The 17,283-nt window shown below is 66.3% G+C and carries 18 protein-coding genes; 10 read left to right on the top strand and 8 right to left on the bottom strand.

What is annotated here, in order from left to right; translation table 11 throughout:
* Positions 1 to 59: 59 nt before the first annotated feature.
* The 6 genes from LZ005_RS05580 to LZ005_RS05555 form a co-directional block, all read right to left on the bottom strand.
* Entirely contained in the window at positions 60 to 818 is a 759-nt protein-coding gene (locus LZ005_RS05580) for an arylamine N-acetyltransferase (RefSeq protein WP_237805513.1), read from the bottom strand.
* 141 nt (positions 819 to 959) lie between these two features.
* Positions 960 to 1,280 (bottom strand): hypothetical protein, encoded by a 321-nt coding sequence (locus LZ005_RS05575; RefSeq protein ID WP_237805511.1) that lies wholly within the window; start codon positions 1,278 to 1,280, stop codon positions 960 to 962.
* Positions 1,281 to 1,374: 94 nt separating this feature from the next.
* On the bottom strand, positions 1,375 to 1,593 hold the full coding sequence (locus LZ005_RS05570) for a DUF2892 domain-containing protein (RefSeq protein ID WP_237805509.1): 219 nt from the start codon (positions 1,591 to 1,593) through the stop codon (positions 1,375 to 1,377).
* 11 nt (positions 1,594 to 1,604) lie between these two features.
* Positions 1,605 to 2,882 carry an NAD(P)/FAD-dependent oxidoreductase gene (locus LZ005_RS05565; protein ID WP_237805507.1) on the bottom strand — a complete coding sequence of 426 codons (1,278 nt, stop codon included), beginning with the start codon at positions 2,880 to 2,882 and terminating at the stop codon, positions 1,605 to 1,607.
* 18 nt (positions 2,883 to 2,900) lie between these two features.
* Positions 2,901 to 6,092 (bottom strand): efflux RND transporter permease subunit, encoded by a 3,192-nt coding sequence (locus LZ005_RS05560; RefSeq protein WP_237805505.1) that lies wholly within the window; start codon positions 6,090 to 6,092, stop codon positions 2,901 to 2,903.
* Positions 6,093 to 6,101: 9 nt separating this feature from the next.
* On the bottom strand, positions 6,102 to 7,112 hold the full coding sequence (locus LZ005_RS05555) for an efflux RND transporter periplasmic adaptor subunit (RefSeq protein WP_237805503.1): 1,011 nt from the start codon (positions 7,110 to 7,112) through the stop codon (positions 6,102 to 6,104).
* Between the two features lie 128 nt (positions 7,113 to 7,240).
* Between LZ005_RS05555 and LZ005_RS05550 the strand changes: the two genes are divergently transcribed.
* The 9 genes from LZ005_RS05550 to LZ005_RS05510 all read left to right on the top strand — a co-directional run bounded on the left by LZ005_RS05550 (position 7,241) and on the right by LZ005_RS05510 (position 14,781).
* The gene (locus LZ005_RS05550; protein WP_237805500.1) at positions 7,241 to 7,579 is read left to right on the top strand and encodes a metalloregulator ArsR/SmtB family transcription factor; all 339 of its coding nucleotides are present in this window, start codon (positions 7,241 to 7,243) and stop codon (positions 7,577 to 7,579) included.
* Between the two features lie 98 nt (positions 7,580 to 7,677).
* Positions 7,678 to 8,526, top strand: coding sequence for a bifunctional methylenetetrahydrofolate dehydrogenase/methenyltetrahydrofolate cyclohydrolase FolD (gene folD / locus LZ005_RS05545; protein WP_237805498.1), 849 nt, complete (start codon positions 7,678 to 7,680; stop codon positions 8,524 to 8,526).
* A gap of 9 nt (positions 8,527 to 8,535) precedes the next feature.
* Entirely contained in the window at positions 8,536 to 10,602 is a 2,067-nt protein-coding gene (locus LZ005_RS05540) for a M3 family metallopeptidase (protein ID WP_237805495.1), read from the top strand.
* A complete protein-coding gene (locus LZ005_RS05535) occupies positions 10,599 to 11,231 on the top strand; it encodes a glutaredoxin family protein (RefSeq protein ID WP_237805493.1) in 633 nt (210 codons plus the stop codon). Before LZ005_RS05540 ends, LZ005_RS05535 begins: the two co-directional genes overlap by 4 nt.
* Positions 11,231 to 11,647: a DNA polymerase III subunit chi gene (locus LZ005_RS05530; RefSeq protein ID WP_237805491.1), complete on the top strand. Its 417-nt coding sequence runs from the start codon at positions 11,231 to 11,233 to the stop codon at positions 11,645 to 11,647. The genes LZ005_RS05535 and LZ005_RS05530 overlap by 1 nt, the downstream gene beginning before the upstream one ends.
* The gene (locus LZ005_RS05525) at positions 11,644 to 12,021 is read left to right on the top strand and encodes a hypothetical protein (RefSeq protein ID WP_237805489.1); all 378 of its coding nucleotides are present in this window, start codon (positions 11,644 to 11,646) and stop codon (positions 12,019 to 12,021) included. The genes LZ005_RS05530 and LZ005_RS05525 overlap by 4 nt, the downstream gene beginning before the upstream one ends.
* A gap of 5 nt (positions 12,022 to 12,026) precedes the next feature.
* Entirely contained in the window at positions 12,027 to 13,151 is a 1,125-nt protein-coding gene (locus tag LZ005_RS05520; protein WP_237805487.1) for a branched-chain amino acid ABC transporter substrate-binding protein, read from the top strand.
* Positions 13,152 to 13,298: 147 nt separating this feature from the next.
* A complete protein-coding gene (locus tag LZ005_RS05515) occupies positions 13,299 to 14,438 on the top strand; it encodes a branched-chain amino acid ABC transporter substrate-binding protein (protein WP_237805485.1) in 1,140 nt (379 codons plus the stop codon).
* 67 nt (positions 14,439 to 14,505) lie between these two features.
* Complete coding sequence (locus LZ005_RS05510) at positions 14,506 to 14,781, top strand: DUF2282 domain-containing protein (protein WP_237805483.1); 276 nt, start codon at positions 14,506 to 14,508, stop codon at positions 14,779 to 14,781.
* A gap of 64 nt (positions 14,782 to 14,845) precedes the next feature.
* On the opposite strand, the gene LZ005_RS05505 is transcribed toward LZ005_RS05510, so the two are convergent.
* Positions 14,846 to 15,154, bottom strand: coding sequence for a c-type cytochrome (locus tag LZ005_RS05505; protein WP_237805481.1), 309 nt, complete (start codon positions 15,152 to 15,154; stop codon positions 14,846 to 14,848).
* Between the two features lie 121 nt (positions 15,155 to 15,275).
* Between LZ005_RS05505 and LZ005_RS05500 the strand changes: the two genes are divergently transcribed.
* On the top strand, positions 15,276 to 15,497 hold the full coding sequence (locus LZ005_RS05500) for a TIGR04438 family Trp-rich protein (RefSeq protein ID WP_237805480.1): 222 nt from the start codon (positions 15,276 to 15,278) through the stop codon (positions 15,495 to 15,497).
* A gap of 25 nt (positions 15,498 to 15,522) precedes the next feature.
* Here LZ005_RS05500 and ilvD read toward each other — a convergent pair whose 3' ends face one another.
* The gene (gene ilvD / locus LZ005_RS05495) at positions 15,523 to 17,208 is read right to left on the bottom strand and encodes a dihydroxy-acid dehydratase (protein WP_237805478.1); all 1,686 of its coding nucleotides are present in this window, start codon (positions 17,206 to 17,208) and stop codon (positions 15,523 to 15,525) included.
* Positions 17,209 to 17,283: the final 75 nt, after the last annotated feature.

Below are 17,283 nucleotides of genomic sequence, written 5' to 3'. Positions count from 1 at the left end.
AAAAAAAGGCCGGGCGATGCCGGCCTTTTGCGGATGGCGCGCGCGCTGCGGCGCAGCAGTCAAGGCGGCAGCCGGTCCCAGACCGCTTGTGCGACCGCGGGCGGCAAGTCCAGGCGCAGCAGCTCGGCGCAGCTGGCTTGCACGGCGTCCGGGCCATCCCAGTCCACCCGGCGCAGCGCCTGCCGCTGGGCGTCGCGCAGCACCAGGCCAGCGCCGTCGGCCTCCCAGGTGCCGTCCGCCACGTGCAGCTGGGCCAGCACGCGCTGACGGAACGGCGAGCGCGGATAGGTGGCGCAGAAGTGGTTGGCCACATCGTAATCGATGTCCTGCGGCGGCTGGCGCAGGATCTGAAAGATGTCGACCCAGGCGCCATCGATCAGGCGCTGCAGCAGCAGGTCGCCGTCGGCCAGGGGCAGCAGGCGCACCCGCGCGCCGTCCTGATCGGCCGTGGCATGCGGTGCGCACGGCAGCGGCGCCAGCAGGCCCGGCCCGCCAAAGCCCGCATCGACCAGCCAGTCGCATCCCACAAGCGCCACGCTGATCAGCTTATGCGACTGCGGCCCCGGGCCCGGCCGGCCATAGCAGACGCGCCCGATGCGGCGCGTGACGGCGAAGCCCGCCGCCTCCAGCGCCAAAGCCAGCAGGCCATTGAGTTCAAAGCAGTAGCCACCCCGGCCCTGCGCCAGCAGCTTGTCGAACAAGGCTTGCGGCTCGCGCGAGATGGGACGCCCGGCCAGCACATCGAAATTCTCAAACGCGATGGCGCGCAGCTGGGCCTGCATCAGACGCTGCAGGCCGGCGAGATCGGGCTCCGGCATCTCCGCCAGCCCGAGCCGCGCTAAATAAAGGGGAACAGGAAACGACATCGGCACCACCAGAAAAATGGGGTCAGACCCCAAATTGCCCGCGCGATAAATGGGGTCTGACCCCGATTTGTTTGGCGGGCAAGTTTGACGGGATCAGGTGGGCAGCTGGGCGTCGCGGCGGGCGCGCAGGCCTTCGGGCATCGTCAGGGTATTGCGGTCCCATTTTTCCAGGCTCAGCACCTGGTCGATGCATTCGTCCATGATGGCCAGCGCGCGCTCGGTCGCGCGGCCGATGGTCTGGTGGACTTCGGTGTCGGTGTCTTTCTGCTGCAGGCAGTTCTGCTGGTAGCGCAGCAGCTGGCGCAGGCGCAGGATCTGCTCGGCGACCTGGGCGGGGCAGGCGCACAGGTAGATCGTGGCAGCGTCGATGATCTTTTCGAGATCGTGGTCGCTCAAGGGTCCGTGCGGGGTCATGGCATGTCCTTTGGTGGTGTACATCTGTTGCTGCGCATCCTAGGCGCGCAGCCACCAGTCGTCAATGCCAGCGACCGCGCACGTAAACACAAACTCAGCAGCAGCTGCCGGCGCGCTGGATGCCGAGCTTGGCGAGGATCACCTCCATCAGGCACCAGTCGGTCACGCCGCTCTGCAGCAGATTGGCGCCGACAAAGGCCGTGAACCACAGCCAGTTGCTGCTGTGGTAAAGCGGACTGCCCTGCACGCCCAGCAGCAGCGACAGCAGAATGAAGGTACCGGCAACAACACGCACAATACGCCAGGTGGTCATGATTTCTCCTTTCAGTGGTGATCGTTCAGACGCATGATGCCCAGGGCTTTGAGCACATACTTTTCGTAAATCGGTTCGGAATTCCCGCTCTTCATCTTGTGCAGGAAGTATTTTTCGAAGGCGACCTTGGCCATGCGCACCATCTTGCCCTTGGCGAACCAGTTGGTATTTCGCGGCGGCATTTGGGGCACGGCCACAAAGGCGGCGCCCGAGTCGCCCAGGTCGGCAATGCACAGCGCGCTCCAGGTACCGCTGGCCGTGGCCGGCTCGCCTTTGAGCTCGGCGGCGATGTTGTGGGCAATCGCGCTGACCATGGTTTCGATCATGTAGCCGGTCTTGGGCGCGCCGGTCGCCACCGGCGTCACTTCCACCGGCGGGATGGCCACGCACACGCCGGCCGAGAAGATGTTCTTGTAGGCCTTGCTGCGCTGGTGCTCGTCAATCAGCACGAAGCCGCGCGGATTGCACAGATTGGGCACAGCCGCCACCGCGTCCACGCCTTTGAAGGCAGGCAGCATCATGGCCAGCTTGAACGGCAGCTCGTGCTCCTTGTGCACCTCGCCCTTGTCGTTGAGCTCGGACACGCGCATCAGGCCCGGCTCCACCTTGTGCGTGCGCGCATTGCAGATCCACTTGATGTCCTTGCTGCGCAGCTCGCTCTCCATCAGGCTCTTGCTGTCGCCCACGCCGGCCAGGCCCAGGTGGCCGATATACGGCTCGCTGGTGACGAAGGTGATCGGCACCTTGTGGCGCAGCTTGCGCTTGCGCAGGTCGGCCGCGACGATCAGCACGAACTCGTAGGCCGGGCCGAAACAGCTGGCGCCCGGCATGGCGCCGATCACGATCGGGCCGGGGTTCTCGAGAAAACGCTGGTAGTCGGCCCAGAACTGCTCGGCATGCTCGAGCGTGCAGACCGAGTGGGTGTGGCCCTGCGGCCCGGAACCTTCGACCTCTTCGAACGCCAGGCGCGGGCCGGTGGTGATCACCAGGTAGTCATAGTCGAGCACCTGGCCGTCGGCCAGTTCGACCCGATTCGCCTCGGCCTCGATGCGCTTGACCGGCTGGGCGATGAAGCCGATGTCCTTGCGCGCCAGCGCCGGACCGATCGCCATCGTGGTGTCGATGCGGTCGCGCCAGCCGACGGCGATCCAGGGATTGGACGGCACGAACTGGAAGTGCTCGGTCGCATTCACCATGGTGATGCGGTGCTCCTTGCCGAGCGTCTCGCGCAGTTCATAGGCGGCCGGCATGCCGGCGATGCCGGCGCCGATGATCAGGATGTGGGCCATGCGATGTCTCCTCTGTGGTCAGGGTTGGGCGGGCCTATTCCGATAGGCCACGTAGTACAGCATCGGGATTACGACCAGGGTCAGCACCGTCGACACCAGAATGCCGAAGATGAGGGCAATCGCCAGGCCATTGAAAATCGGGTCGTCGAGAATGAACAGCGCGCCGATCATGGCGGCCAGGCCGGTCAGCAGAATCGGCTGGGCGCGCGCGGCGGCCGAGCGCACGATGGCCTCGGCCAGCGCCCTGCCCTGCGCCAGTTCGAGCTGGATGAAGTCGACCAGCAGGATCGAGTTGCGCACGATGATGCCGGCCAGGGCGATCATGCCGATCATGCTGGTGGCCGTGAACTGGGCGCCCAGCAGCGCGTGGCCGGGCATCACGCCGATGGCCGTCAGCGGAATCGGCGCCATGATGATCAGCGGCGTCAGGTAGGAGCCGAACTGCGCCACCACCAGCAGATAAATCAGCACCAGCCCGACCGCATAGGCGGCGCCCATGTCGCGGAAGGTCTCGTAGGTGATCTGCCATTCGCCGTCCCACTTGAGGGCGTAGCCGCGCCAGGCGTCGCTCGGCTGGTGGATGAAGTACTCGGCGACGGCGCCGCCATCGGGGGCCTTCAGTTTGGCGATCTCGCCGCGCATGCCGAACATGCCGTACAGCGGGCTATCGAGCTTGCCCGCCATGTCACCCATGACGAAGCTGACCGGCAGCAGGTCCTTGTGGTAGATCGGCTGCTCGCGCTGGCTGTCGCTGACGGTGACCAGTTCGCGCACCGGCACCAGGGCGCCGTTCTGGGCGCGCACGCCCATCTGCAGCAGCGCGTCCAGACTGCCGTGCCACTGCGGGCCGAGCTGGATGCGGGTCGGCACCGCATAGCGGCTGCCGTCATGCAGGTAGCTGACATCGCTGCCGCCGAGGGCGGCCTGCAGGGTCGCGGTCACGCTTTCCTGGCTCACGCCCAGCTGGGCGGCCTTGCGGCGGTCGACCAGCAGTTCGGTGCGCGGCGCCACATCGAGGGCCGTGGTGTCGACGTCGACCACGCCCGGCGTCTTGCGGAAGATGTCGCGCACCTGGCGCGCCAGCGCACGCCGGCCGGCTTCGTCGTGCCCATACACTTCGGCCACGATCGGCGACAGCACCGGCGGGCCGGGCGGCACTTCCACCACTTTCACGCGGGCGCCGAAGCGCTGGCCGATCTCCACCAGGGCCGGGCGCACGCGCGTGGCGATCGCATGGCTCTTTTCGGCGCGCGCATGCTTGTCGACCAGCTGCACCTGGATGTCGCCGACCTCGCCGCCGGCGCGCAGGTAGTACTGGCGTACCAGGCCATTGAAGTTGATCGGCGCGGCCGTGCCGGCGCTGGCCACATAGTCGACCACTTCGGGCACGCCGGCCAGGTGGGCGCCCATGGCGCGCAGCACGGCCGCGGTCTTCTCGACCGGCGTCCCGGGCGGCATGTCGACCACCACCTGGAACTCGGACTTGTTATCGAAGGGGAGCATCTTCAGCACCACCAGGCCGCCGACCGGCAGCAGCACGGCCAGCGCCAGCAGGCCGGCCACGCCGAGCGCCAGCAGACGGCGCGCACGGCCGCCGCTTCGCACGTCCAGCAGCGGGCGGAACACGCGTTCGAACAGCGGGCCGAGACGGGCCGCCAGCTTGTCGCCGCCGAGGTGGGCGTGCTGGCGCATCCAGACGCGCGCCAGCCAGGGCGTGATCACAAACGCGATCGCCAGCGACAACAGCATGCCCATCGAGGCATTGATCGGAATCGGCGCCATGTAAGGGCCCATCAGGCCGGACACGAAGGCCATCGGCAGCAGGGCCGCGATCACGGTCAGCGTGGCCAGGATGGTCGGGCCGCCGACTTCATCGACGGCGCCGGGGATCAGTTCGGCCAGGGTCTTGTTGGGGAACAGCTGCTGGTGGCGGTGGATGTTCTCCACCACCACGATCGCATCGTCGACCAGGATACCGATCGAGAAAATCAGCGCGAACAGCGATACCCGGTTCAGGGTGAAGCCCCAGGCCCAGGAGGCGAACAGGGTCGCGGCCAGGGTCAGCACCACGGCCACGCCGACGATGGCGGCCTCGCGCTTGCCGAGGGCGACGCCGACCAGGGCCACCACCGACAGGGTCGCGAACAGCAGCTTTTGCATCAGCTTGGTGGCCTTGTCGTTCGCGGTCACGCCGTAGTTGCGCGTCACGCTGACCTGCACATCGGCCGGAATCACAGCGTTTTTCAGCTGCTCGACGCGCGCCTGCACGGCCTCGGCCACGTCGATCGCGTTCTCGCCCGGCTTCTTGGTCACGGCCAGCATCACGGCGGCCTGCTCGCCCTCTTTGCTGCCATGCCAGACATAGCGTTCGGCCGGCGGCGCGCCATCGCGCACATTGGCCACTTCGCGCAGGAAGACCGGCTTGCCGGCATGGCTGCCGACCACCAGTTCGGCGACGTCGCGCGCATTCTGCAGGAAGCTGCCGACTTCGATACTGACGCTGCGGTTGGCGGCCAGCAGCTCGCCCACCGGGGCGCCGCTATTGGCGCTGCGCAGGGCCTGACCGACGTCGAGGATGGTCACGCCCGAGGCGGCCAGGCGGGCCGGATCGATTTCCACATTCACCGCGCGGCCGGGGCCGCCGATGGTCGTCACTTCGCGCGTGCCGGCCACCCGTTTCAGGTCGGCCTCCATGCTGTGCGCCACCTGTTCCAGGCTGGCGCCGCTGGCCTCATTGCGCGCGCTGTGCAGGGTCAGCACCACGATCGGCACATCGTCGATGCCCTTCGGCTTGACCACCGGGGGCAAGGCGCCCAGGCCGGCCGGCAGCCAGTCATTATGGCTGTGCACCGTGTCATACAGGCGCACCAGCGCTTCGCTGCGCTTGACGCCGACCTTGAACTGCACGGTCAGCACGGCCAGGCCCGGCCGGGCGACCGACATCACGTGCTCGACGCCGCTCATCTGGGACAGCACATGTTCGGCCGGTTCGGCCACCATGCTCTCCACCTCGCGCACACCGGCGCCGGGGAAAGGCACGAGCACATTGGCCATGGTGACGTCGATCTGCGGCTCCTCCTCGCGCGGCGTGACGCCGACGGCGAAGGCGCCCAGCAGCAGGGCCAGCAGGGCCAGCAGCGGCGTCAGGTGGGAATGCAGGAAGAAGGCCGCGATGCGGCCGGCGATGCCCTGCTTGTGCGGCGCGTACATGTGTCCTCCTTATTTGGCAGCGCGCAGCGCGGCCTGGGGGTCGGTCAGCACGCGCTCGCCGGCGTCGAGGCCGGACAGGACGTCGACCTCATGGCCGCTGGGCGCGCCCAGGCGCACCTGGCGCAGCAGCGGGCGGTCCTTGGCGTCGAGCACATACACGGCATCGAGCTCGCCGCGGCGCACCACGGCCACGGCCGGCACGCGCAGGCTGGCCACGCCCTGGCCACGCGCCAGCGGCAGGCGCAGGCGCGCGAACATGCCGGGCACGGCGCCCTGCACGCTCTTGGGCAGATCGGCGCGCAGCTGGCGCGTCATCGACTGCGGGTCGACCGTCGGCAGCAGCTGCACGGCGGCCGGGTTGATCTCCTGGCCCTGCAGCAGAATGTGCACATTGGCCGTGCTGGCCGCGCCGATCGCGCTGGCCGGCACCGCGCCCGTCACACGCAGGGCCGCCGGGTCGTACACGGTGGCCAGCGGGCGGCCCGGCTGGGCCATGTCACCCTGCTCGATATGGACGGCGGCGACCAGGCCCGCATACGGCGCGCGCACCACGTAATAGCCGCTTTCCGTGCGCGAGACGTTGGCCTGGGCCGACACCGCGGCCAGCTGGGCGCGCGCGGCGTCGTGCGCGGCTTCGGCCTGCTCGAGCACCGAACGGGCCACGAAATTGCGCGCGAACAGCTGGCGCTTGCGTTCCAGTTCGGCCGCGGCGGTGGCCAGATTGGCCTTGGCCGCCGCCACCTGGGCCGCGCTCGCCGTCACGCTCTCATTGGCGGTACGCGCATCGATCTGAAACAGCACCTGGCCGGCCGCCACCCGGTCACCGGCATTGACCAGGCGCTTGACGACGGCGCCGGCCACCTGGGACGCGAGCTGGGTCTGGCGCACGGCCTCGACCTGGGCTTCGAAACTGCCCATGGCGGCCGCATCGGCCGGCGCCACCTGCACATACGGCAAGGGGGCGGCCAGCAGCGGCGCGGCCAAGGCCGCAAGCAACATGAACAGGCTGGATCGCAACATAACATCCTCCGGGATTGATCTTAAGCGCAGTATAGTCTATATTTGCGCATATACGCAAATAGTTTAAAGCGTAAATATGAACTTACCGAATCGGATAAAATAGACGGTCGTCCCCGATGATTTGCCCTATGCCCAAAGAGAACACCCTGCCGCCCGAGGTGCTGCCCCATGTGGCCGCCTATTTCCGGGCCCTGTCCGAGCCGGTGCGCCTGCAGCTATTGAATCTGCTGCGCGAAGGCGAGTTTTCCGTCGGCGAACTGGCCGAGCGGATCGGCTCGAGCGTGGCCAACACCTCGCGCCACCTGACCCTGCTGGCCCAGCACGGCCTGGTCCAGCGCGAGGGGCGTGGCAATAGCGTCTATTACAAGATTGCCGACCCGGTCGTCGACGCCCTGTGCGACCTGGTCTGCGGCAGCCTGGCCGAGCGCTTCCGCCACATGGACGCCGCCCTCAACCGTCGCCGCTAGGAAAAATGGGGTCAGACCCCATTTTTCCAATTGGACAAAGGGCGGCGCCGGCGGGGCCGATGTAAAATCGTGGCTTTCCCATCCAAGCTGCCACAACCATGTCCGCACAACTGATCGACGGTGTCCTTCTCTCCCAACAACTGCGTGCCCAGATCCGCGAGCGCGCCGCGGCCCTCACGGCTGCCGGCAAGCAGCCCGGCCTGGCGGTGATCCTGGTCGGCGAAGACCCGGCCAGCCATGTCTACGTCCGCAACAAGGTCAAGGCCTGCGGCGATGTCGGCATCCACTCGGTGCTGGAGAAATACGAAGCCGACCTGTCGGAAGCGGCCCTGCTCGAGCGCATCGCCGCCCTCAACGCCGATCCGGCCATCCACGGCATCCTCGTGCAGATGCCCCTGCCCAAGCACATCAATCCGCACAAGGTGATCGAGGCGATCGCCACCACCAAGGACGTGGACGGCTACTCGGTGCTGTCGGCCGGCGAGCTGATGACGGGCCTCGCGGGCTTCCGCCCCTGCACCCCGTATGGCTGCATGAAGCTGATCGAATCGACCGGCTTTGACCTGCGCGGCAAGCACGCGGTCGTGATCGGCCGCTCGAACACGGTCGGCAAGCCGATGGGCCTGCTGCTCTTGCAAGCCAATGCCACCGTCACCATCTGCCATAGCGGCACCCCGGACCTCGGCTACCACACGCGCCAGGCCGATGTGGTCGTCGCCGCCACCGGCCGCCGGAACACGCTGACGGCCGACATGGTCAAACCCGGTGCGGTGGTGATCGACGTCGGCATCAACCGCGATGAGAACGGCAAGCTGTGTGGCGACGTCGATTTCGCTGCCGTCAAAGAGGTGGCCGGCTACATCACGCCCGTGCCGGGCGGCGTCGGCCCGATGACAATTACCATGCTGCTGATGAACACCATCGAATCGGCAGAACGTACGAAGTAAAAGGAAGCAATGGACATTAATTCCCTGTTGGATTTCACCGACCTGCCGCGCTTTGACCTGTTCCAGCCCGAGCACGTCACCCCCGCCATCGACCAGCTGATCGGCGCCGCGCGCGCCGTCGTCAGCACGCTTGAAGCGCCGGCCGCCAGCGTCACCTGGGAAAATTTTGTCCAGCCGCTCGAGGAGGCCACCGAGCGCCTGGGCCGCGCCTGGGGCATCGTCGGCCACCTCAACCATGTGATGGACAGCCCGGCCCTGCGCGCCACCTACAACGAGAACCAGCCCAAGGTCACCGAGTTCTGGACCAGCCTCGGCCAGAACGAGGCCCTGTTCGCCAAGTACAAGGCCCTGCGTGCCAGTCCCGACTTCGAGCGCCTGTCGCTGGCCCGCCGCAAGATCATCGACAACGCCATCCGCGATTTCCGTCTGGGCGGCGCCGAACTGCCCGAGGACAAAAAAGCGCGCTTTGCCGCCATCCAGGAAGAACAGGCGGCGATCTCGACGCGCTTCTCGGAAAACGTGCTCGACGCCACCAATGACTACCAGCTCCACGTGAGCAACGCGGCCGATCTGGCCGGCCTGCCCGAGGACGCCAAGCAGGCCGCCGCGGCCGCCGCCGAGAAGGCCGGCAAGCCGGGCTTTGTGTTCACGCTGCACTTCCCCTCGTATTTTCCGCTGCTGCAGTTCTGCGACAATCGCGCGCTGCGCGAAACCATCTACCGCGCCAATGTCACCAAGGCCTCCGACCAGGGCAGCCTGTTCTCGGACGCGGCCAAGTGGGACAACAGCGCCAACATCACGCGCCTGCTGCAGCTGCGCCACGAAGAGGCCCAGCTGCTCGACTTCGGCAACTTCGCCGAGGTCTCGCTGGTGCCCAAGATGGCCGAATCGCCGGCCCATGTGATCGCGTTCCTCGAAGACCTGGCGCGCAAGGCGCGTCCGTATGCCGAGCGCGATCTGGCCGAACTGCGCGCCTTCGCCCGCGACGAGCTGGGCCTGGCCACGCTGGAAGCCTGGGACATTCCCTACGCCTCGGAAAAGCTGCGCGAAAAGCGCTATGCGTTCTCGGACCAGGAGGTCAAGGAATACTTCCCCGAGCCCAAGGTCATCGACGGCCTGTTCCGCCTCGTGCAGCGCCTGTTCGGCGTCACCATCGGGCCGGACACGGCCCCGGTCTGGCATCCGGACGTGCGCTTCTTCCGTATCGAACGCGACGGCCAGCTGGTCGGCCAGTTCTACCTCGACCTGTATGCGCGCGCGGGCAAGGCCGGCGGCGCCTGGATGGACGATGCGCGCGGCCGCCGCGTGCATGCCGACGGCAAGGTCCAGACCCCGGTGGCCTACCTGGTCTGCAATTTCACGCCGCCGATCGGCGACCAGCCTTCGCTGTTCACGCACGACGAAGTGACCACCCTGTTCCACGAGTTCGGCCACGGCCTGCACCACATGCTGACCCAGGTCGATGAACTGGGCGTGTCTGGCATCTCGGGGGTGGAATGGGATGCGGTCGAGCTGCCCTCCCAGTTCATGGAAAACTTCTGCTGGGAATGGGACGTGCTGTCCCACATGACGGCCCACGTGAAGACCGGCGCGCCGCTGCCGCGCGCCCTCTACGACAAGATGATCGCGGCCAAGAATTTCCAGTCGGGTCTGCAGACCCTGCGCCAGGTCGAGTTCTCGCTGGCCGACATGCACCTGCATTTCGACTTCGACCCGACCAGCGCGGCCACGCCGCAGCAGGTGCTCGAGGCCGTGCGCGCCGAGTTCGCCGTCATCACGCCGCCGGCCTTCAACCGCTTCCTGCATTCGTTCAGCCATATCTTCGCGGGCGGTTACGCGGCCGGCTACTACAGCTACAAGTGGGCCGAGGTGCTGTCGGCCGACGCCTATGCGGCCTTTGAAGAAGCGACGGCGGCCGGCGCGGACGCACTCGACGCCACCGGCAAGCGCTTCCAGCGCGAGATTCTGGCCGCCGGCGGCGCCCGTCCGGCGCTCGAGTCCTTCAAGGCCTTCCGCGGCCGCGAGCCCAGCATCGACGCCCTGCTGCGCCACTCGGGCATGGGGAGCGCCGGATGAAACGCGCGGCCCTGGCTGTGACGCTGCTGCTGGGCGCCGCCATGGCGAGCGCCCAGGTCTACAAATGGAAGGACGAAAAAGGCGTCACGCATTACAGCGACATGCCGCCGCCGTCCAGCGTCAAGAAGGTCGAGATCAAAAACCTCGACGGCAGCGGCAGCGGCGTCGAACTGCCGTATGCCGTGGCCGAGGCCATGCGTTCCTCGCCCGTGACCCTGTACACGACCAGCAAATGCCAGGCCTGCGACGACGGGCGCCGTCTGCTGAATGAGCGCGGGATTCCGTTCAGCGAAAAGACGGTCAGCAATAACGAGGACATCGAAAAGCTCAAACAGGCCGGCAGCGAGGGCCAGCTGCCCCTGCTGCTGGTCGGCCGCGCCCGCCTGGTCGGCTTCGAGGCGAATGCCTGGAACGAGGCCCTGAGCAACGCCAACTACCCGAGTTCGCGCCTGCTGCCGGCCGGCTACAAGGCCCCGGCAGCCGAACCGGCTGCGCCGCCGCGCCTGTCGGAAACCGACCAGATCGCGCAGAAGCTGGCGGCCGACAAGGCCGCGGCGGAGAAAGCGGCGGCCGAACGCGCCAAGGCGCCGCCGCCGCCGAAAAACGCACCACCGGGCTTTGTATTCTGATGACCCAGGTCGACTTCCATACGAGCGTGCCCGACAAGCTGGCCTACTGCTGCCGGCTGGTGCGCAAGGCCTATGCGGGCGGACACCGGATCATCGTGCTGACGGCCGACCCGGCCGCGCTCGACGCCGCCCTGTGGTCGTTTTCGGCCACCGATTTCCTGCCCCATGTGCAGGCCGGCCATGCGCTGGCGGACCAGACGCCGGTCGTCATCACGCCCGACCTGGCGCGCGCGCTGCCGCCGGCCACGGTGCTGGTCAACCTCAGCCACCAGCAGCCCGACAACGTGGCCGCCTACCAGCGCGTGGTCGAGGTCGTCTCGACCGATCCGGACGACGTGCAGGCCGGACGCCAGCGCTTCATCGCGTATAAAAAGCAGTCTTACCAACCCTCCCATCTCGTGGTAGGCCAGTCATGAGCGAGCAAACCGAATTTGATGCCAGCATCCCCGTGCTGACCGAAGTCTTCCAGGACGCCGAGCCGCCCGCGCCGGCGCCGCAGCCAGTGCCCGCCGCGCCGGCCAGCGCCAGCCAGGGCGCCCTGCCCGACTGGAGCGCGCACGAATGGGCCGACTTTGAACGCCGGCTCGAAGAACGCGTGCTGCGCCAGCTGCAGGGCCGCATCGATTTCGTGCTCGAACAGCGCCTGCGCGACAGCCTCGGCGAGATCGTGCGCCAGGCCCTCGGCCCGCTGACGGCCGAGATCAAGTCCGGCCTGCACGAGACCCTGGCCCAGGCCGTCGCACGCGCGGTGGCCGCCGAGATCGCCCATTTACAAGCCCAGAAAGCCTGAACCCCTTGAAGTCCCTGCTCCCCCTGCTGCTGCTCGGCGCGCTGACGCCGGCCCTGGCCGACGACGTCGTCAAGATCGGCCACGTGGCCCCCACCTCGGGGCCGTCCTCCCATTTCGGCAAAGACAATGAAAACGCGGCGCGCATGGCCGTCGAAGAACTCAATGCCAAGGGCTTCACGCTCGGCGGCAAGAAGGTCAAGCTGGTGCTGCTGACCGAAGACGATGGCGGCGACCCCAAGCAGGGCACGGCGGTCGCCCAGAAGCTGGTCGACGCCAAGGTCAATGGCGTGATCGGCCACCTGAATTCGGGCGTGACCATCCCCGCCTCCAAGATCTACCACGACGCCGGCATCCCGCAGATTTCGGGCTCGTCCTCGGCCGCGCAGTACACGCGCCAGGGCTTCAAGACGGCCTTCCGCGTGATCGCCAATGATGCGCGCCTGGGCGGCACGCTCGGCAAGTATGCAGCGACCACGGCCGGCTACAAGCGCATCGCCGTGATCGACGACCGCACCGCCTATGGCCAAGGCCTGGCCGATGAATTTGTCAAAGGCGCCAAGGCTAACGGCGTCGAGATCGTCGCGCGCGAGTTCACCAGCGACAAGGCGAGCGACTTCACGGCCATCCTGACCAAGATCCGCAGCAAGAAGCCGGACGCCATCTTCTTCGGCGGCATGGACGCCGTCGGCGGCCCCATGCTCAAGCAGGTGCAGAGCCTGGGCCTGCAGAGCGCCTTCCTCGGCGGCGACGGCCTGTGCAGCGAGAACCTCGCCCAGCTGGCCGGCGGCAAGCTGCCCGCCGCTGGCGTGCTGTGCATCGAGGCCGGCGGCGTCAAGGGCGAGCAGGAACCGAAGATCGCCGCCTACCGCGCGCGCTACGTGGCGCGCTACAAGATTCCGGTCCAGGTGTATGGCCCGCAGATTTACGACGCCGTCATGGTCATGGCCGCCGCCATGCAGAAGGCGCAGTCGGCCGATCCGGCCAAATACCTGCCGGCGCTGGCCAGCATCCAGTACGAGGGCATCACCGGCCGCATCGCGTTTGATGCCAACGGTGACCTGAAAGATGGCGCGATGACCCTGTTCACGTACAAAGACGGGAAGAAAACGCGCGTCGACGTGCTCCGTTAAGGGGCAAGGCCCCAGCGCGGTGCAGATGACCCTGCGCCCGCCTCGGGTTCGGCTTTTCCTTTGCGGCGATTTCCTGTAATTTGTCGGCTACATAAAAACTGCCCCCGCGCCACGAGCGCGGTTCGTATTTTCAACTGGAGAATATGCATGTCCGTGAAGAGCAAACTGATTCCGCTGGCCATCGCGCTGGCCTTTGGCGGAAGCGCCTATGCGGCCGACGTCGAGATCAAGATCGGCCACGTGGCCCCGATCTCGGGCCCCAATGCCCACCTCGGTAAAGACAATGAGAACGGCGCCAAACTGGCCGTGGAAGAACTCAATGCCAAGGGCATCATGATCGGCGGGAACAAAGCCAAATTCGTGCTGCAGCTGGAAGACGATGCGTCCGACCCGAAACAGGGGACGGCCGTGGCGCAGAAGCTGGTTGACGCCAAGGTCAAGGGCGTGATCGGCCACCTGAATTCGGGCACCACGGTGCCGGCCTCGAAGATCTACCACGATGCCGGGATTCCCCAGATTTCGCCGTCCTCGACCACGCCGCAATACACGAAGCAGGGCTTCAAATCGGCCTTCCGCGTGGTGGCCAATGACAACAAGCTGGGCGGCACCCTGGGCAGCTACGCCGTCAAGAAGCTGGGCGCCAAGAAAGTCGCCGTGATCGACGACCGCACCGCCTACGGCCAGGGTGTGGCCGATGAATTCGTCAAGGGCGCAAAGGCCGGCGGCGCCGAGATCGTGTCCAAGCAGTACACGACCGACAAGGCCACCGACTTCACCGCCATCCTCACCCAGATCAAGGCCAAGAAGCCCGACCTGGTCTTCTTCGGCGGCATGGACGCAGTCGGCGGCCCGATGCTCAAGCAGCTCAAGGCACTCGGCATCCAGGCCAAGTTCATGGGCGGCGACGGCGTCTGCACCGAATCGCTGCCGAAGCTGGCTGGCGACGGCCTGGGCGAAGGCAATGTCTACTGCGCCGAAGCTGGCGGTGTGACGGGCGAAGGCGAAAAAGTCATGGCCGACTTCAACGCGCGCTACAAGAAGAAATTCGGTCAGGACCAGCTGCTGTACGCACCGTATGTCTACGACGCCGTGATGACCATGGCGACCGCCATGCAGAAGGCCAATTCGGCCGAGCCGGCCAAGTACCTGCCCGAGCTGGCCAAGATCAAGTACCAGGGCGTGACCGGCGCCATCGCGTTTGACAACTTCGGCGACATCAAGGATGGCGCCCTGACCCTGTACACCTACAAGGGCGGCAAGAAGACCAAGCTCGAAGTCGTCCGCTAAACGGCTGCACGGCACGGGCGAAGCCGCCGACCGTGCCGCCTGACTCCAGCGGCAACCAGGAGACCGTATGAAACAACGTCAAGTGATCGTGGCCGCCGCCCTGGCCAGCCTGTGCGCCGTGAGCGCCACGGCCGCCCAGGCCGCCGACGGCAAGAAGGAAAAATGCTATGGCGTGGCCAAGGCCGGCCAGAACGACTGCGCCACCGCCAAGCACTCGTGTGCCGGCCAGGCCAAGGCCGACATGGACAAGGCCGAATGGAAGTTCGTGCCCGCAGGCACCTGCGAAAAGGAAGGCGGCAGCAAGCAGGCCGTCAAGCCGGAAGAGAAAAAAGCCTCGTCCTGAAGCGGAACAGGCAAAACAAAAGGGACGGCATGCCGTCCCTTTTTTTATGCTGTGCGCGTGAAGCTTACTTCAGCGACAGGATCCACTTGACCAGGGTCTTGGCTTCGGCTTCGTTCACTTGCGGGTTGGCGGGCATCGGCACCGCGCCCCAGGAACCCGAGCCGCCCTTCATGACTTTCTGGACCAGCTTGGCTTCGGCATCCTTCTGGCCAGCGTACTTGGCAGCCACGTCCTTATAGGCCGGGCCGACCACCTTGGTTGCCACCTGGTGGCAAGCCAGGCAGTTCTTCTCTTTGGCCAGTTTTTCGTTGGCCATGGCGCTGCCGGACACGAAGGCGGCGGCGACGACTGCGACGAGCATCACTTGTTTCATGCGTTTCTCCAGGTTAAGACAAGCTATTGTACCCTCAACGTCCCGGCAATGGAGAGCGTTGACGGGCACTGTGGTTTTTCTCGAAAACTTTGTAAGATGTGGCAAACAAGGAGCCCAGCCCATGCCTCTGATACTGCTTATCGCCGCCCTGATCGGCCTGAAATATTTCGAAGTCTGGCGTTTTGCCGAACTGTCCTGGTGGTGGGTCGTGGGCGCGATGGTCGCCGCCTTCATCTGGTTCGAGTTCATCGAAAAGATGCTGGGCCTGGACAAGCGCCAGGCCCACAACGAAGACGAGAAGCGGCGTAAAGACCGGGTGAAGAACAGCTTCACCAAGAAATGAAGCGGGGCCGCCGCCCCGCCTGCACTCAGCCGGTGACGGCGCCCTTGCTGGCGGTCGAGGCCAGGGCCGCGAACTTGGCCAGCACCCCGCGCGTGTAGCGCGGCTTGGGCGGCTGCCAGGCGGCGCGGCGGCGCGCGATTTCCTCGTCGGCCACGTTCAGCTGGATCAGCTGTTGGGTCGCGTCGATGGTGATCGAATCGCCTTCATGCACGAGCGCGATGGTGCCGCCCACGGCCGCTTCCGGCGCCACGTGGCCCACCACCATGCCCCAGGTGCCGCCCGAGAAACGGCCATCGGTGATCAGACCAACGGATTCGCCCAGGCCCTTGCCGATGATGGCCGAGGTCGGCGCGAGCATTTCCGGCATGCCCGGCCCACCCTTCGGTCCCAGGTAGCGCAGCACCAGCACATCGCCCGGCTGGATCTTGTCGGCCAGGATCGCATCCATGGCCGAGTATTCGTCGTCGAACACGCGTGCCGGGCCGGTGATGACCGGGTTCTTGAGGCCGGTGATCTTGGCCACGCAACCCTCGGTCGACAGATTGCCCTTGAGGATGGCCAGGTGGCCCTGGGCATACAGCGCCTTCTCGATCGGCATGATCACGTCCTGATTCGCGTCCGGCAGATCGGGCACGGCGGCCAGTTCCTCGGCCAGGGTCTTGCCCGTGATGGTGATGCAGTCGCCGTGCAGCAGGCCAGCGTTGAGCAGAATCTTCATGACCTGCGGAATGCCGCCGGCCCGGTGCAGATCGGTCGCCACGTACTTACCCGAGGGTTTCAGGTTGCACAGCACCGGCACCTTGCGGCGCACGCGCTCGAAGTCGTCGATCGTCCATTCCACATCGGCCGCATGGGCAATCGCCAGGTAGTGCAGCACCGCATTGGTGGAGCCGCCCGTGGCCATGATCACGGCGACCGCGTTCTCGATCGACTTGCGGGTGATGATGTCGCGCGGCTTGAGGTCGCGCTTGACGGCCTCGACCAGCACGCGGGCCGACTGTGCGGCCGAGCCGACTTTTTCATCGTCCGGATTGGCCATCGTCGACGAGTACAGCAGGGCCATGCCGAGCGCCTCGAAGGACGAGCTCATGGTGTTGGCCGTGTACATGCCGCCGCAGGAACCGGTGGACGGGCAGGCATTGCGCTCGATGCCCTCGAAATCCTCCTGCGACATGCGGCCGGCCGTGAATTCGCCCACGGCCTCGAAGGCCGAGACGATGGTCAGGTCGGTGCCCTTCCACTTGCCCGGCTTGATCGTGCCGCCGTAGACATAGATGCCCGGCACATTCGTGCGCGCCAGTGCGATCATCCCGCCCGGCATGTTCTTGTCGCAGCCACCGACCACCAGCACGCCATCCATCCACTGGCCGTTGACGCAGGTTTCGATACAGTCGGCGATCACTTCGCGCGAGATCAGCGAGAACTTCATGCCCTCGGTACCCATCGACATGCCGTCGGAAATGGTCGGCGTGCCGAAGATCTGCGGATTGGCGCCGGCGTCCTTGATGGTCTTGACGGCGATGTCGGCCAGCTTCTGCAGGCCCGAGTTACACGGCGTGATCGTCGAATGGCCGTTGGCCACGCCGATCATCGGCTTGTCGAAGTCTTCCTTCTGATAGCCCATCGCGTAGTACATCGAACGGTTCGGGCTGCGGCTCACGCCCTCGGTCACATTGCGCGAGCGGCGGTTGTATTTCGGTTGGTCGGCCATGCGGCTACTCCTCTTGTCAGATACCACAAGCTTGCCCGCCGGCGGGCTCGCGGTCAAATACAAATGGCGCGCGCC

It is taken from the genome of Massilia sp. TS11, from assembly GCF_022012445.1.
Lineage (GTDB): Bacteria > Pseudomonadota > Gammaproteobacteria > Burkholderiales > Burkholderiaceae_D > Telluria.
Note: the sequence above shows the minus strand (reverse complement) of the source record. Positions and strands in the feature narration are given on the sequence as shown.